Annotated in this window: 13 protein-coding genes; 6 read left to right on the plus strand and 7 right to left on the minus strand. The window is 36.0% G+C overall.

Annotated features, from left to right (window positions below):
- Positions 1–6: 6 nt before the first annotated feature.
- From B5Y67_RS23505 to B5Y67_RS23540, 7 genes are all read right to left on the minus strand, one after another.
- Positions 7–2,055 (minus strand): cell wall-binding repeat-containing protein, encoded by a 2,049-nt coding sequence (locus B5Y67_RS23505; protein WP_170932791.1) that lies wholly within the window; start codon positions 2,053–2,055, stop codon positions 7–9.
- A gap of 534 nt (positions 2,056–2,589) precedes the next feature.
- The gene (locus tag B5Y67_RS23510; RefSeq protein ID WP_170932792.1) at positions 2,590–3,015 is read right to left on the minus strand and encodes a hypothetical protein; all 426 of its coding nucleotides are present in this window, start codon (positions 3,013–3,015) and stop codon (positions 2,590–2,592) included.
- Between the two features lie 1,024 nt (positions 3,016–4,039).
- Positions 4,040–4,444 carry a hypothetical protein gene (locus tag B5Y67_RS23515; protein WP_088228803.1) on the minus strand — a complete coding sequence of 135 codons (405 nt, stop codon included), beginning with the start codon at positions 4,442–4,444 and terminating at the stop codon, positions 4,040–4,042.
- 229 nt (positions 4,445–4,673) lie between these two features.
- A complete protein-coding gene (locus B5Y67_RS23520; protein WP_242976096.1) occupies positions 4,674–5,240 on the minus strand; it encodes a hypothetical protein in 567 nt (188 codons plus the stop codon).
- Between the two features lie 814 nt (positions 5,241–6,054).
- Positions 6,055–6,498 (minus strand): YcxB family protein, encoded by a 444-nt coding sequence (locus tag B5Y67_RS23530; RefSeq protein ID WP_348982320.1) that lies wholly within the window; start codon positions 6,496–6,498, stop codon positions 6,055–6,057.
- A gap of 406 nt (positions 6,499–6,904) precedes the next feature.
- Positions 6,905–7,300: a hypothetical protein gene (locus B5Y67_RS23535; protein WP_088228806.1), complete on the minus strand. Its 396-nt coding sequence runs from the start codon at positions 7,298–7,300 to the stop codon at positions 6,905–6,907.
- A gap of 107 nt (positions 7,301–7,407) precedes the next feature.
- Complete coding sequence (locus B5Y67_RS23540; RefSeq protein ID WP_088228807.1) at positions 7,408–8,526, minus strand: hypothetical protein; 1,119 nt, start codon at positions 8,524–8,526, stop codon at positions 7,408–7,410.
- Positions 8,527–9,354: 828 nt separating this feature from the next.
- Here B5Y67_RS23540 and B5Y67_RS23545 point away from each other — a divergent pair.
- From B5Y67_RS23545 to B5Y67_RS23570, 6 genes are all read left to right on the plus strand, one after another.
- Complete coding sequence (locus tag B5Y67_RS23545) at positions 9,355–10,212, plus strand: YitT family protein (RefSeq protein ID WP_088228808.1); 858 nt, start codon at positions 9,355–9,357, stop codon at positions 10,210–10,212.
- 117 nt (positions 10,213–10,329) lie between these two features.
- A complete protein-coding gene (locus B5Y67_RS23550; RefSeq protein ID WP_088228809.1) occupies positions 10,330–10,803 on the plus strand; it encodes an ion channel in 474 nt (157 codons plus the stop codon).
- A gap of 213 nt (positions 10,804–11,016) precedes the next feature.
- On the plus strand, positions 11,017–12,057 hold the full coding sequence (locus tag B5Y67_RS23555) for a hypothetical protein (protein WP_088228810.1): 1,041 nt from the start codon (positions 11,017–11,019) through the stop codon (positions 12,055–12,057).
- Between the two features lie 337 nt (positions 12,058–12,394).
- Positions 12,395–13,558, plus strand: a complete 1,164-nt coding sequence (gene glf / locus B5Y67_RS23560; RefSeq protein ID WP_088228811.1) for a UDP-galactopyranose mutase — start codon at positions 12,395–12,397, stop codon at positions 13,556–13,558.
- A 121-nt stretch (positions 13,559–13,679) separates the two neighbouring features.
- The gene (locus B5Y67_RS23565; RefSeq protein WP_088228812.1) at positions 13,680–14,699 is read left to right on the plus strand and encodes a glycosyltransferase family 2 protein; all 1,020 of its coding nucleotides are present in this window, start codon (positions 13,680–13,682) and stop codon (positions 14,697–14,699) included.
- 45 nt (positions 14,700–14,744) lie between these two features.
- A complete protein-coding gene (locus tag B5Y67_RS23570; protein ID WP_088228813.1) occupies positions 14,745–15,677 on the plus strand; it encodes a lysylphosphatidylglycerol synthase domain-containing protein in 933 nt (310 codons plus the stop codon).
- The last annotated feature ends 45 nt before the right edge of the window (positions 15,678–15,722 follow it).

Here is a 15,722-nt window from a genome sequence, read left to right on the forward strand (position 1 = left end):
AAATTTTCATTTATTTGAAGGATTGTTTATCATCCCGCCTCTATTTTCGCCATCAAAGTAGAACATGAGCGAGAGGTGCATTAAAACATATTTTCCGGACGCTGTAATATGAATCTCATCTTCTGGAAAGTCCGTAGGGCGTTGGTCAAATTCATCAAAGTAATAAAGCCCACCGAGATATGTCTTACTAGAAAAGTTTGTTTTCATAAATGTATTCATTGCATCCGCAAAATTTCTAAATGGTGTATGGTTCTCCGATAGCAATTTCTGCCAGTCATGAAATTCCTCTTTTTTAATACTTCCAAATATAAAATAATCTTCTCCTTTTGTACCAGGTTCTACTTGCCATGTAATATGAAATTTATAATTGCTATATTCAAGCGTTCCATAAACAGTATTCAAGTAATTTTGAAAATTCTGATAAGATGAAGAAGCTGTTGGTGCTGCTAATGATGAAGATGTTGGCACAGGAACGAGAATATTCTGGGCATAAACACCGTCCAGAGAGAGGTTTAAATTCTGGGTAAAGATTTGTTTGCAATCATTGATCGGAATGGCTAAGTTTATATTCTGACCGTTTTCTAAATAAGCTGTGGTAACCCCAATTACCTGACCGGCCTCGTTGATCAATGCGCCTCCGCTGGAACCAGGAGATATAGGCGCAGTAAATTGGATATAACTTTGAGTATTAAAAGTTCTTTTTGTACTGCCTATAATACCATCGGATATCGAATTAACAAGACCTTCTGGGTTTCCAATGGCATAGACCTTGTCTCCGTTGTTTATTTTATCAGAGTCGCCAAGAACCGCCGATGTCAAGTTATCGGCATTGATTTTGAGCAAGGCATCATCACGAGCTGAGTCGTACCCAACGACCTTTGACACTTGGTATTTAGTTCCGTCGGTCAGCGTCACAGTCGCACTATTGCCCCCATTGATGACATGATAATTAGTTAGGATATAACCATCAGAACCGACAATTATTCCGGATGCAGTGCCAATGTTGTTCCCATTTTTATCGTTGACAGTGATATAAACAACAGATGGATTCAACTTTTTGGAGATGTCCGATGCCGAAAGTGTCCCACTAGCTTGTTCAGGCAGATCAAACAATGAATCTGCGACAACGCTTGTGCCACCAAGGATAAACAAGTTCTTGAACCTTAGATTCTGCTGCAGGTAGTTTTTGGTTGCTCCACTCAAGTTTTGATCTGTCAGAACGATCGGAGATTTGTTGGTAGCCGCCAAAGTAGTTCCCGTCAACGCATCTGCAAAATTATTCCCTGTGGCAGCATAGAGATTAGCACCACTCAGATCTCCGGCGAATTGATTGATAATAGCTATATTACGTTCAAATTTATCATCACCGGTAATTCGTACGGGATTGGGGAAATAGTTCATGACACTGTCGCTTATCATGTCCTGGGTACCAATGACATACGTTTTATCAACTGTCAAGGTGGAAATATAATTTTCAACTGAATCTGGTAAGTAATTTTTAGGCACAAGAATGATTGGGCATTGTTTAGCAGCCGCTATCGGAGCCACAGATAATGCGTCGGCATAATCCTCGCCGGTAGTCACGAATAGCGTTGAAGGCGGTTTTAGTTGTTCGGCGACCTGGATGGCAGTATCATACCTATCCACCCCCGCTAGGCGAGTAACACTAATTCCCATGGCAGTAAGACTATCGGCCACGTTTTGAGAAATCACCGCTTGACCACCAACCAAATATACAGTCTTGACCTTTAATGAAGTCAAGGTTTGCTTCGTGCTTTCGGGGATGCTGTTGGTTGTCGTTAGAAGGATGGGCGCATTCAATGATTTTGCTAAAGGAGCGGCTGCTAGTGCATCAGGGAAATTCTCTCCATAAGTTATGACGGCGTTGTCTGATTGAACCCAACCATTTCCGGCTATTTGGGCCGCAGTGGCATACCTGTCCACTCCTGCCAGCCTGGTTGAGGTTTTCGTTAGCGCAGAACACTGCGATGGTAGAAACCAAAACGTCATTATCAAGGCAATTGTCAAAAAGATTTGTGTTCTGTGATTACTCATCGTCATAGTTTTTATCCTCCTATAATAATTTGTGTTCCATCTGGTTACCTAATTTACGAGTAAATCTATTCTTATTTCTTCAAGTAGACGTTAATACCTTTAATTGAATATGCAAAAGAAATCTACATTTTCTGCAATTATCCGACAATTACTTTAATTTCCAAGTGGTTAGATACCTGTCGTCAGTTTTCCAGCACCGTCCGACCTTCAACACTCGCATTTTCAGATCCTATGATCATTTCTTTTATAATGGTTAAGCAATTGAATAAGGGGCCAGTTATAAATCCCCTCATTTCACTAGCTTCCGCTAACAGTCATTTACTTTAATCACATTAATTTTGCATTATTAGCCTTTGGGGAAGTTCGGTATATGGGTCTTTAGCGAAGATACGTATGAATGAAGGTTATAAAAAACGCTGCCTATCAATCGCAGTCCCCTACGTCATTCAAAATATTAACAATAAACTCTTCCTGTTTCTTATAAAACGTTTTACCGATTGTTACTGCTTATTAATTTATACAAAAAGAACTTATCTATTTTTGAGTTAATCTCATTTTACTATTCTTGAGTTCCATTCCTAACCAAAACAATAATGTTGGTAGAAACGATGCAGCAAATAATAAATAACCCGTATTTAAAAAATCTCTATGAAATAAGCTATTTGTAATCCCTAATAAAACCTCATTTATGCTCAATGTTAAATAAGATGTTCCATATGTATAAAGTGCAAATATTATCCATATGCCGCCTTCTGTCGATTCAAAATTTGTATTTTCAGGAGAATTTATCATACAAATAATCCATAATATTAATCCAATTATTGCTGGCAGTGAAATTGATAGTAAGTTCTTTAGTCTATTTTCCTGCAAAGTAAAATGTGCGCCAACACACATATATATAGCTATTGTCAAAATAGAAGTGATGGTTAATGCAAATGTCACAGAATTACTTACAAACATAATTCCCTGCATAATCAAAAACAAAATGAGATTTACTAATATATTCATTAGTAAGTTAATAAAGAATGATTTCAAATTACCAATTACTTAATCTCATTTGTCTCAATCTCCTTACACTATCCTATTAATACAAAGTATTTAGGCTTTCGCCCCCTCAATAATCTTGAAATAATTATAACTAGTTTTTCTAATGAATACTTGAAATTTCCTTCATCCGCGTTAAGGAAAGAACGGCCTTTACTAGAGAATCGTGGCACGTATTATTAATGAATAGATTTGTGTAATCTTAAAATCAAGAGATATTACCGAATTAGTCGCTATATGCCCTAGTTCAATGAAATAAATATCCTTCTGCCTCCCATAAAGAGGCGTTATAAAAGAGCACAAGCGTAATATGGATAGACTAGACTACGGCTCTTTAAAAAAGAGCAGATTCTAAATAGTCTTATTTTTAAACTGTCTTAATTCTTTAAGTTGTTCTCGAAGATAAAACATATGTACAGCCAAAAAAAGAAACGAAATAATATAAGTAAGATTACCTAGTAATACTGATTGTAATTTGATTAGTCCCAAAAAACAATAATCAGGACCTGTATCTCCACCATCTGGAAAAAACAAATTAAATAATATAAATGAAATATTAAAAAAAATAACGTCCTTTGAATTTTTTATTTCAAAATTGTGAAACGGTAAGTTCTTTACGTAGATAACATTTACTTTAGTTAACCAAATAAAGTATGGGACAGATATAATTATAAAGGAGAACCTTATCCACCCAAAATTCAAAATATAAGAAAGTAAAAGAAATAAAAAATTTAATACAATATAGAGATAGAGAGTTGTTAACTTTCTAATCTTTTTACCCTCCTTTTCTTCTTTCGGGTACTTATCCTAGATACACATAATTCGTCAACGATGAAATATTTGCCTTTGTTACACGATACGTCCTACAAGAGAGGTTACGTTAAGCAAAAACGAAACCCTTATTCCAGATTGAAACAAGGGTACTTCAATAAATTGAGGGCTATAACCCCTCAATTTTAATTATTGTATGCGACATTTCTCCATAAAACAGTCTTACCTTATGATTTCTGTACTTCCAAAGGAATTTTATGCTTCTTAATCTGGTTACCTCATCGTAAGCATTCTTAATCAAATAGCTATAATAACCGAACATTCTATTCTCAATATCAAAAGATGTGCTTTTTAAAACACCTTCTGTACTGTTAATATTTTGGAAAATCAAGTCAAGTAAAGTATAAGTAAACGGAAGGGATAACCATATCAAAATACCAAGTAATATTACTACTTTAGGCCAAAATAATCCATCATTAGATAAATGGTTAAATACCCATATAATAAACAATATACCACCCAATTCTGTTAACATATCGGGAAGAATTTTTATTAATATCTCAACTCTTGTCATTCTCACGCTTCATTCCTTCGCCTAATATTTGCTCTATTAGCATTCGCCACAATAAATAATTTACCTTTATTTTACTCCTTGCGTCCTATAAAGAGCGTTATGACAATAGCACCCGTGTCTTGCTGGTGCCATTGTTTATCAACTTCATAAATCTCTAGGAGTTAGGCGACGGATCATGGCCCGTAACTAAGAAGGCACCATTCTTGGTGCCTTCTTAATAATGCCTTTTCTATAAGGCAGAAACTTTTGAAAACATTGGCCTCCCATCACGCCATACATTCGGATTCTTTTTTGCATATTCAATACCTAATTTATATACATAATCCCAATTATCCTCATTTACCATTTCTTTTCGGCTTTGGATTTTCTCGATATCTTCAGAAACAAACTCGGCAATAATTGGATGGAATCCGTACCAATTATTTAACTGGTTTTGTCCAATTATTAAATCCTTTTGATAAGGAGGGTTACTAGTATAGGTGTTAATTGTTATAAGTTTGGTCTTCTCTTCCAGAAAATAATCAATAACAAAACTTTCAGGATAACTAAGCATTGCTATACAATCCAATTCATCTGAATATGCTGCTACTAACAATGGTTTTAAAGAAATCACAATAGCAGGTTGACTATCGCCGTAAAAAATATGCTCTTCAATAATTTCTCTAATTTTTCGCTTAGAAACACCTCTAATACCATATAAATCAGGTCTTAAAATCTTAAGCTTCTTATTAGATAAAGTAATATTGACTGGATCTGACGCAACTGTGTCATTTCGATGATATTTTATTAAAGCCACCCCCTTGAATATTCTTAGATCTATTCTTCTTTTCAGCGCATGGACGCGCCGTTTTCATGATCTGTCACCTAACGTTCTATTAATGAACCAGATTCGTAATATTTATATTTCTTCGTCCTATTGGGATAAATATCCTTCAGCGTCCTATAAAAGACATTACGTCTACTTATTAAAAAATAAATACAACATTTTGGGCCAAATTTGACCGTGAGTGAAAATTTAGGTGTTTCTGATTTCTGCCTTTTTTCAAGCTAGAAACGTGTTTTACTAAAATTTAAAAATTCATCTTACTCTCATTTTCATCGATTTACTGTAATCTTCACACTCACATTATAGACACTCGCTTCCTAGTCTGGACTTCTGCTAATGAGACTAACGTGTATATGGATAATTGTATTAAGTGGTCAATTTTTATGTTAGCACTACTATCTCATGACAACAATGCCCAACGTATTCGACGAAACCAGTACGCAGCTATACCCGCTAAAATTGGAACGGAATAAATAGTTATCAAATCCCAGTTATTAATACCAACGTATGGGCCAAAAAAATAATTACTAATGTTGTCTGGCATAATTCTCCAGAAACATATATATAGAAAACCAATTACAGCCCCTACTAATATTTGAACAAACCTTGAACGCATTTCAATCCCTACCTTCCATTTACCAGACCTTTCCTCCCTCACTTGTTCGCTAATTAGGAGATTAAAATCATTCGATATCAATGAAACTTTACCTTATTTTACTTTGCGTCCTATGAAGAACGTTATGTGATGTGAGCTTATCCTCTTGAGTTTCCCAATTATATATAGCTATTTGTAAACCTTCATTTTCCTACTAAGAATATTCCTAAACTCTTCAATATCTGATTCGCTTTTAAAAGATCGCTTTGGTAATATAGTTAGAGCTTTATTTGTATCCCTTAAGGCAAAACATTTAGATAACTCGAATGCTTTATTAAAAAGGCTCCAATTACATGAACTCTGAATATCTTTACGCTGTATTTCAATCTTCTCAATTGTAAAAATAAATGTGCTATCTCCTCTTAGCTTATAAACATCAATATATCTGTTTATAGGATAGATGTAGAAAAGTACTAAAAATATAAAATAAGTAACGAGAAATACACAAATAAGTCCATTGTAGTAGTTACTAAATCCATTCTTTATTTCCACAAACGATACGCATACAATTACGATTAACATACAAGCGGAAACAACCCACAACCTATTTATTCTGTTAATAATCTCAAACATCGCATTTCTAATATCTTTATCAGAATATTTGATCTCAACAAGAACTTTACTCTCCAAAAGAATTACCTCGCTTTTCTGATTCTCCGCGATTCGATTTTACTTCCTTTCTTGCAAGTCCCTAGACCTATTAAGCGCTCAATGACACATAACTTTTTTATGCAAAATTTGTTAATTGTAATCTATACGGATTTTATTCGAACTAGTTCGCATAAAAATCCTTATTGGCTCATCGGAATCATTCTCCATTAATGAAAATTACCTTTATCTTACTTCTTGCGTCCTGTAAAAGACAAAACTACAGATCTTCTCCATTCTGTAAAATTCCAGTTATTAGCCTAACTGGTATATGAATAACTTGAATTAGCGAGCTATGAAATTTCAAAAACTCTAAGTATTGCTTTATCCGTCAACCCATTTTAAATGCATATCTAGTACTCGTTAGGAAGCAGGCATTTCCTTTGACATTATGATAATATTCTGAAATCTCACCTTTTAAGCGATGACGAGATATTAGATTTAGTTCGAAATCATAAACTTCAATTGTATTTGAACCTTTAAGCATCATAATTCTTTCTTGAGCATCAATGCAACCAAAATATGTTCCTTCGATACGTTTTAATTTAGCGGTAATCTGCAAAGTTTGAATATCGATTGCAATAAATTCTTTTTGAAAGATATATATAAATAATTTTTTATAGCCTAATACTGCTTCAGCACTTACACCGCTTATTTGAATTTCAGATAATTTTTCAAGGTCATTGTTAAAATAATATAATTTTGTCTGTTTAATATTATTGTTCATCGAATTAACAGTGTAAAACAGATTTCCATCATTATCAAATATGAACCTTTTCCAATAGACTCCAAAAGTAGTTAATGAGTATCTTGCTTCAATTATTCCGTTGACATTTACTTTAATATTTCTGATTTATCATCTTTTTTATAATGAAGAAAAACATTATTATTATAAAGTTGGGGATAAATATGTAAATAACCCACCTCCAATTCCCATCTTTTATTGCCGTCGGGTCTATACGCTACTAATCCCTGATTGAGCCCTTTTCTTAATGTTCTTAGACAAAGAACTGTACCATCTGAAAAGAGCAACAAAGGTTTTGATACTTCTATTGGAAAAATAGTTTCAGTAATCAGGTTTCCATTATAATCCAAGAACGACATTTTTGCAGGCATTCTCTTTGTTTCCTCTATTCCGCGTTCATTGGTTGAATATGAAATTGATGAATTATTATAGACCACAATATAACTGTTATTAGATAATATCTCATCAAAAAGGTTGAATTTAATTATATCCTCCTTATAAAGAGTCGAAAGGAAGCCCTCTGGAGTTGTATTATAAATATGCTGCAAATGACTATAATACTTCCCATCAGCAGAAGGGAGATGAACAAGAAACTTACCGCTCTGGGATGAAGATGCTAAAAGACCCTCGAATTCTATTAATAACCTTACTTTCGTTTGACTTTTAATTTTCTTATTTAATTCTTTCTGCTCCCAGATATACTCGTCAATAAAAACTGTATCGCGTTCTCGTTTAAAATTTTCATCTCCGTATTCTATTAACGCTTCCTTATCTATCCATAGCGGGGCGGCTAACAATCTTTCGAGAAGTTCAACTTTCTTTGCCAAATCCTCACATTTAAAGATCCCCTTTAAACGTTCGGTATCGCTATCGGGTAGTTCTAGTTCACTTACAAATTTTGAAGGGTTACCAATCTTTTTCTTATATCCATAGGCATATTCTGATATATGACATGTTACACACTTCCCGTTTCTAAAAATATGAAGGGCAATAACATCATCATCAAAATACCCTACCGTTAAAATAGTTTTTTCAATTTTCTTAGATAATACTTTTCCTACTTGTTCAATCATTCCAATTTGAAACTCTTCATGTAATATAGTTGTCCAGTTCGCGGATAGTTTTTTTGCGATACAACCCGGCAATAAATTCTCAACATCACAAATTGGTAAATCCAGAACTTGTATATTCGCAAATTTTGTTCCCATAAAAGCCTCCAACAAAATTACCTCATTATGGATACAGAGAAATTTCTCTTATAGGCGATTACCATATTATACCGGATTCACATTATAGACTAAAAAATCCCTATTGAAGTAAGTTTAATAAAATAACTTGAAAGCCAACATAATCATCTCATAAGATTCTCACGAAGTAAGGGGAATCTTGTCTAATTAGATAAAAAAGTAACTTCTGCATTTACAGCAGAAGGTTTTGCTTTCCAATTACTTATTTAACTTATATTACCTAATAGACATAATGACCCTCCAACGTTGAACTGACATTGGTGGGCCATTGTGTAGGTCATATAATATAATTTTGCTAATAAAAATTAATCATAAAATATAAGAAAAATAGCTACTCACATACTAAAGCAGCCTAGGGAAAGTAGATAATATTGAACTGATAACATAAGATGCTATTTGAGGGCTTACTCGTAATGTAGTAAATCACCTTGTAGAAATGTATCGGTTGTATATTAAGGTTCCGCCCATAATTCCAATTTTTTTCATACCAACCTCTATAATTCATAATCATAATTTATTTGTTCAGTTAGAGAAACAGCAATGATAGATCCTAGGCAGTTTTCCTCTTTAAGTTTTCCATAGATTAACTTCATCATTAGTTAATAACATCGTTATTTTACCTCAAAATACTAATAATCGTAAACTTATTAGTTACAAACGTTTTGACTATTTTTTTCTTATACACCGTTATATGGTATTTTTGTATTAGCATTGGCCAAATTTGAGATAAATTGGGTCGATTTGATTTTCAGAATATGTTAGTATAACTACAGAAGGAGGAGTTTAACAATACAAAAAAGGAAAAATATAGTTAGAAGCCTAAAAAAGTTCGTATTCTTGTTTCTCGGTTCAGTACTAGCAGCAATCGGCCTTGAAATATTTCTTGTCCCCAATGACATTATAGATGGGGGCATTACTGGAATCTCTATCATGGCCAGCCATCTTACAAAACTGCCTTTGGGAGCATTTATTTTCACTTTTAATATTCCTTTTCTCATTTTTAGGTACTATCAAATTGGAAAAAAATTTGTGCTCTCGACGTTATTTTCTATCACAATATTGTCTTTAGGAGTAAGCATTTTGAATCCTGTCCCTGGATTAACAAATGATACTTTATTGGCAGCAGTATTTGGCGGAATTATCCTTGGCATAGGAGTTGGGTTAGTGGTCCGATATGGAGGTTCAATGGACGGAACAGAGATTGTGGCTATTGTCACATCAAAACGGATTGGATTTTCAGTTGGAGAAATAGTAATGGTTTTTAATATTTTTATTTTGAGCAGCGCAGGAATATTGTTTGGCTGGGATAGAGCTATGTACTCACTGATTGCTTATTTCATTGCCTTTAAAGTAATTGACTTGACTATACAGGGATTGGATGAATCCAAAGCAGCTATGATTGTCTCTGAGCATCCAGAAGAAATTGCAAACGTTCTATTTACTCGATTAGGTAGAGGTGTGACGTTCTTGGAAGGTAAGGGTGGGTTTTCTGGGCGGCCCAAAAGCGTTCTATACTCGGTTATAACTCGTTTGGAGATTGCTGAGCTAAAATCAATTATCGATGAAATAGATGAAAATGCTTTCGTAACAATCCACGATGTTCACGATGTTATTGGCGGGAAATCAAAAAAAAGAGCAATTCATTAATTTCAAATTATGAAGCCGCATTTTTTATAATAGATAATTAGTCGTGAAGCTTATTATATGATGATTACCTACATTTTTATAATATACGCTAGAAAAGTAGTTATTAGGAGGTAATCAATGAGATTTTTTGCAATTGTAAAGGATCCCCTTTTCCTAAGCTTATTAATAATATTAATTATTATTGGAGATTTTTTTATAAACTATATTCCTCTTGATTTAATGTTTGTTTTAATATTGTATTTTATTATTGATTTTAGTTTTTTATTTAGAAAGATACTTCAAAGAGACCAAATAAAGTTCCCTTTAGCAAAGGTAGTTTCATTTGGCATTATTTTAATTGTAGGCTATGGCGATTTATACTTAAAACTATCAAGAAGTTATTCTCATTTCTTTAAAAACGATAGAATTTTGACGACGATTGATAGTATTTATTTTAGTATTACAACCTTTACAACTACGGGTTATGGAGATATATATCCTATATCAAACACTGCCAAAATATTTGTTGCAAGTGAAATGATTTTTGGATATATTTTGGGTTTGTTAGCTATTGCCATATTGGTCATCAAGTTTATAGATGCAGATGAATAAATGTTTTATTAAAAAAACAATCTATTTAGAGAGGTGATACACCTCTCTTTTATTGTTTTGAGAGTAAATTGCGATGACCAGCGGAGTACCGGGTTTAACTCCCAAGGTTTGTACCCCGAAAAATCAATAACTAAACATAGTTAATCGAGTGCAAACTAGACGTTGAAATTACTTGTTATCAATCAGGTATCAACTAAGTATGGGAGGGGTTTAATGTCTGGTGAAACAATTGGTCTGCTGTTGGCAATTAACTCAGGGATACTTTCTGTTGTTGGTCTGATTACCATCTTTATATCCATGAACAGCCAGCACAGCGTGCAGTATAGTCGTGAAATTCTCTGGGGAATTTTTACCTTGCCTTATAAAAAGAACCTATTTCTTGATAAACAGGCTATCGGCCAGGAAGTCTTTCGAAAATTTATTTTGTACGAACAAATTATCAAGGACAAAAATGCCTTCTTGATCAAGATTATTACCTTTTCCCAAATGGTCTTAACCTTTTCAATGATAATATGGACGACAATAGTGCTAAACCTCCTAATTAGGAACCCTTCTCTGGCGGACAAAATTATTCTGCTCCTCGGTCTAAGTCTGGCCCTTTGTTTTATCTTTTATTTCATCGTTAAGATCTTAGGAGATTTGAAAAATGTCAGTAAGGTCGGACAACTGCCAACGGTTGAAGAATTACTGGATGCTGACTTTCTTGCGAATAACTTGAATGTTATAACCCTTGCGGCTGTTTCGTCACGCTTGAAAATTCTTGATTCTAACATTTACCTTGGCTTCCCAATTCCATTTAAGAATCTAAGAGTAAAGATAACACTCCAACAGCCTCAAGAAAATGAAGACGATGATACAACAAATTTAAATGGCGGCCAAACACTGACAGCTCAGTTAGATAGCTTCAGGAAACTTGACCTTAAAGATTTTAAATTGCTGGATGATGATTATTGCTATTATTTAATGTCCGATCTCCATTCTTTGGGGGTAAGCGGAAATAGTTTTTTGGTGACAATTGATTTACTAAGCAGGCAAGGACTTGTCGCTGCTGAATTTTATTGTGAAAGCCTTAATAACCATCATAAATTAATCTTCCCCTATTCGTTTGTCGAACGATTCATTAATCGCCAAAGTGATTTAGATCCCTTCAGCCGATATCGAAAGAACCTCGAAAACGGTGGTCCAGATCGCCCGGCGGAAAGAGTCAATCTAGGACAGAGCCTTATAGAATTAATGGAGAATGAGGTTAAATAGTTGTTGAGCAACCAAAGCATATGATTATTCTATATAGAAGACTATATTTCCAGGATAAACCAGGTTATAAATCGAATTGGATTGGATTCAATTCGATTGTTTGAATTGTTGGATTAATTTTGACTGCGATATTAGATTAGATTAATTCGAATTGAATTATTCTTTAAGGTGAATTTAAGTTTCGGTATATATAATACCTTTTGTGCCTAATCGATAATGGAGAATTTTCCCTAACTAATTGCAATAATTTCAGACCATGGTAATATGAAATTAATAAAACATCACAGGGGACACAAATACTATTAAAAAATACTTTAGAATGTAGGATAAAATCAACATGAACGACAAGAAACTATATGATTGCCTCGTGATCGGCTGTGGTATGGCAGGATCAGTTATTGCGCGGGAATTGGCTGAACGAGCAGGTAAAAAAGTATTGATTCTGGAAATGCGCGGTCATATCGGAGGCAATACTTATGATTTTAAGGATAAAAACGGAATTCTTATCCATGGGTATGGTCCTCACATCTTTCATACGAACAGTAAAAGAGTCTTTGATTATCTCTCCCGCTTCACAACTTGGCGAAATTACTCCCACGAGGTAGTAGGCGATATCCACGGACAGCTGATGCCTATTCCTTTTAACCTTAATTCCCTTCACTTAGCCTATGAGCCAAGCAAAGCAGGCAGAATTGAGCAAAAGCTGATCGACACCTTTGGCTTCGGCAGCAAGGTACCCATCTTGGATTTACGACAGCAACATGATCCTGAACTTGCCGAAATCGCAGATTTCATCTACAAGAACGTGTTTTTGTATTACACCCAAAAGCAATGGGGGCTCGCTCCGGATGAAATTGATTCCTTAGTTACAGCACGCGTGCCTGTCTTTATTTCCTATGACAACCGCTACTTTCAAGATACTTATCAAGGTATCCCCGCTCAAAGCTATACCTCACTCTTTGCAGGCATGCTCGAGCATCCTAATATTGAGCTTAGTCTTAATTCCGACGCCCGCAAACGGCTTCGTCTCGAATCCGGGAAAGTATTCCTTGATGGTAACCTTTTTAACGGGTCGGTCATCTACTCCGGACCGCTCGACGAATTGTTTGACTGCCGCTACGGACGCCTGCCTTACCGAACGTTAGATTTTGTTTTCGAGACACATGAAATGACCTGGTACCAACCCAAAGGGACCGTAAATTATCCGGTTGATCAAGACTATACTCGTATCACTGAATTCAAGCACCTTACGGGACAGGTTCTGAACGAACGAACAACGATAGTCAAAGAATATCCCCGGGCATATACGGGAACAGACGGCGAGACTCCCTATTACCCAATCCAAAACCCTGAAAATTCAACCCTCTATGAACGCTATCGAACGCTTACTGATGAATTCCCGAATTTTTATGTCCTAGGCAGACTTGCAGAGTACAAATACTATAATATGGACGCAATAGCTGCTAAAGCTTTAGAACTTGCAGATACCATAATAGGTTAAGGGAATTTCAATTTATCCAATCATAAGACTCCCATTCTACAAGTGGGAGTGGTTCGCTAACGAGTTCACTTCCCAAGATCGGGAAAATTAACGCAAAACGTTGCAGAACGGAGCATTTAGTTTGAGAACAATTTCATTTGCCATCCCCTGTTACAATTCAGCCTCTTATATGGAACGCTGCATCGATACACTTCTTCCCTTCGGAAATGATGTGGAGATTATTATTGTCGACGACGGTTCTACCGATAACACCGGAAAAATTGCCGATCATTATGCCGAACAATACCCTGATTTTGTACGGGTAATTCATCAAGAAAACGGCGGGCATGGTGAAGCGGTTAATACAGGTATAAAAAACGCCTCCGGTCTTTATTTTAAAGTTGTAGACTCTGATGACTGGATCGACGAACAAGGCTTGGCTAAGGTTCTGCAGACCCTCAAAACCTTAGTTGCTGACAACTCTGCTCCAGACATGATGGTCTGTAACTATATCTATGAAAAACTGGCTGAAGGGACCAGACACGTCATTAACTATAGCAATGTCTTCCCGCGTCAGCAGATATTCGGTTGGGATGACATGAAGAGATTCCATCCCTGGAAGTACCTTTTAATGCATTCCTTAATTTACAAAACACAGCTCTTGCACGAATGTGGTCTTAAACTGCCTAAACACACGTTTTATGTGGACAATATATTTGCATACCAACCGCTGCCTTTTGTCAAAACTATATATTATCTCGATGTGGATCTTTATCATTACTTTATTGGCCGCCAGGATCAGTCAGTCAACGAAAGCGTGATGCTCAAGAGAATTGATCAACAGCTTTTGGTAACCCGCATCATGATAGGCTGTCACCGCTTGCCTGGAAGCATCGCCAGTAAAAAGCTATCCAGCTATATGCTGGGCTATTTGGCAATTATGATGACCATTTGCACCGTGTTCCTAAGAATTTCCGGAACACAGGAAGACATTAAGAAGGAAAAGGAGCTTTGGTCCTTCCTGATCAATTGTGACAATGGCCTATACCGGCATGCCCTCATAAGGTTTCTCAGAATGGTGACAACCCTGCCCGGAAATTCCGGCAATAAAATCACCGTTGGCTTATATAACATCGCACGAAAAGTCTATAAATTTAACTGACCTTTCTTCAAATTCACAAGAATCTTTAATCAAGGGAGCAAATGAATGCCCAATGCTACAAAACTAAAGCTCATTTCAGGTATGCTGATCACTGTTGTTGTTATTTACTACTCAATCGGAGCAATCAAAGATCTGCATGTCGAACAAGTATTCAGTTCAAATATCAGCTGGAGCCTGACAATTTTTTCAATCGCTGTTTATATCTATGCCAACTATATTCGCGGACTTGCCTATACACGGGGTATTGACCGGGACATGGACAGAATGACCGCTTTACAAATTGTGGGTTTAGGTCACGCCGCTAACATGGTTTTACCTTTCCATGTCGGCGAAGGACTGCGGGCTGCCTTTTTCCCGGCAAGCTACAATGCCCTGCGGCGGACAAAACTCTTAATCATACCGGCTTTCGCCGATTTTGCCGCAATTATGTTGGTTTCGATTCCTGCGGTTCCCTTTGCAGGGTTCAAGGATCAAAATTTGCTCAAAGCCCTCTGGATTCTGACTTTTCTCTGTATTGCCGTCTTTATTGTTTTTGGTATCCTGATCGCTCTTCTTCCACGGCTGCGCAGTTATTTCAACGAATATTTAAATTTTGATTCAGTCAAAATGATGGCTTGGGTTGTTCTTTCCTGGGTTCTGCTGCTTGTGTCGACATGGATCGGACTTGTGGCCTTTGGCTTTCCCTGGGGAGCATCCATTCGCATGTCCCTGGCTGTTTTCGCTGCAACCAATATCATTAATTTCATACCGGCTACCCCGGGAGCAATCGGTCTTTTCGAATATGGAACAATTTTAGGCCTCGGGGGCTTGGGAATCGACCAGACGACAGCACTCACAGCAAGCTTGTTATTGCATCTGATCCAGTACGCGGCACTCCTGCCCTTAGGTATCTTCCTTTACATTGTTGCTCTTCGCGGGCAATACGGAGAAACGCTCAGTAATATGAGACGCACAAGTCTCCAAAAGAATCCCAAATAAGCACGTAATAAGCATATAAAACAAAATGATAATAAGTGGAGATGA

This window comes from Desulfosporosinus sp. FKB, from assembly GCF_002196705.1.
GTDB lineage: Bacteria > Bacillota > Desulfitobacteriia > Desulfitobacteriales > Desulfitobacteriaceae > Desulfosporosinus.

Bases quoted from the DNA above. Each gene is read 5' to 3' on its own strand.
- B5Y67_RS23550 (WP_088228809.1), top strand. From the start codon at position 10,330: ATGAGATTTTTTGCAATTGTAAAGGATCCCCTTTTCCTAAGCTTATTA.
- B5Y67_RS23530 (WP_348982320.1), bottom strand. From the start codon at position 6,498: ATGTTTGAGATTATTAACAGAATAAATAGGTTGTGGGTTGTTTCCGCT.
- B5Y67_RS23555 (WP_088228810.1), top strand. From the start codon at position 11,017: ATGTCTGGTGAAACAATTGGTCTGCTGTTGGCAATTAACTCAGGGATA.
- B5Y67_RS23510 (WP_170932792.1), bottom strand. From the start codon at position 3,015: ATGTTTGTAAGTAATTCTGTGACATTTGCATTAACCATCACTTCTATT.
- B5Y67_RS23570 (WP_088228813.1), top strand. From the start codon at position 14,745: ATGCCCAATGCTACAAAACTAAAGCTCATTTCAGGTATGCTGATCACT.
- B5Y67_RS23540 (WP_088228807.1), bottom strand. From the start codon at position 8,526: ATGGGAACAAAATTTGCGAATATACAAGTTCTGGATTTACCAATTTGT.
- B5Y67_RS23515 (WP_088228803.1), bottom strand. From the start codon at position 4,444: ATGACAAGAGTTGAGATATTAATAAAAATTCTTCCCGATATGTTAACA.
- B5Y67_RS23535 (WP_088228806.1), bottom strand. From the start codon at position 7,300: ATGAACAATAATATTAAACAGACAAAATTATATTATTTTAACAATGAC.
- glf (WP_088228811.1), top strand. From the start codon at position 12,395: ATGAACGACAAGAAACTATATGATTGCCTCGTGATCGGCTGTGGTATG.
- B5Y67_RS23505 (WP_170932791.1), bottom strand. From the start codon at position 2,055: ATGAGTAATCACAGAACACAAATCTTTTTGACAATTGCCTTGATAATG.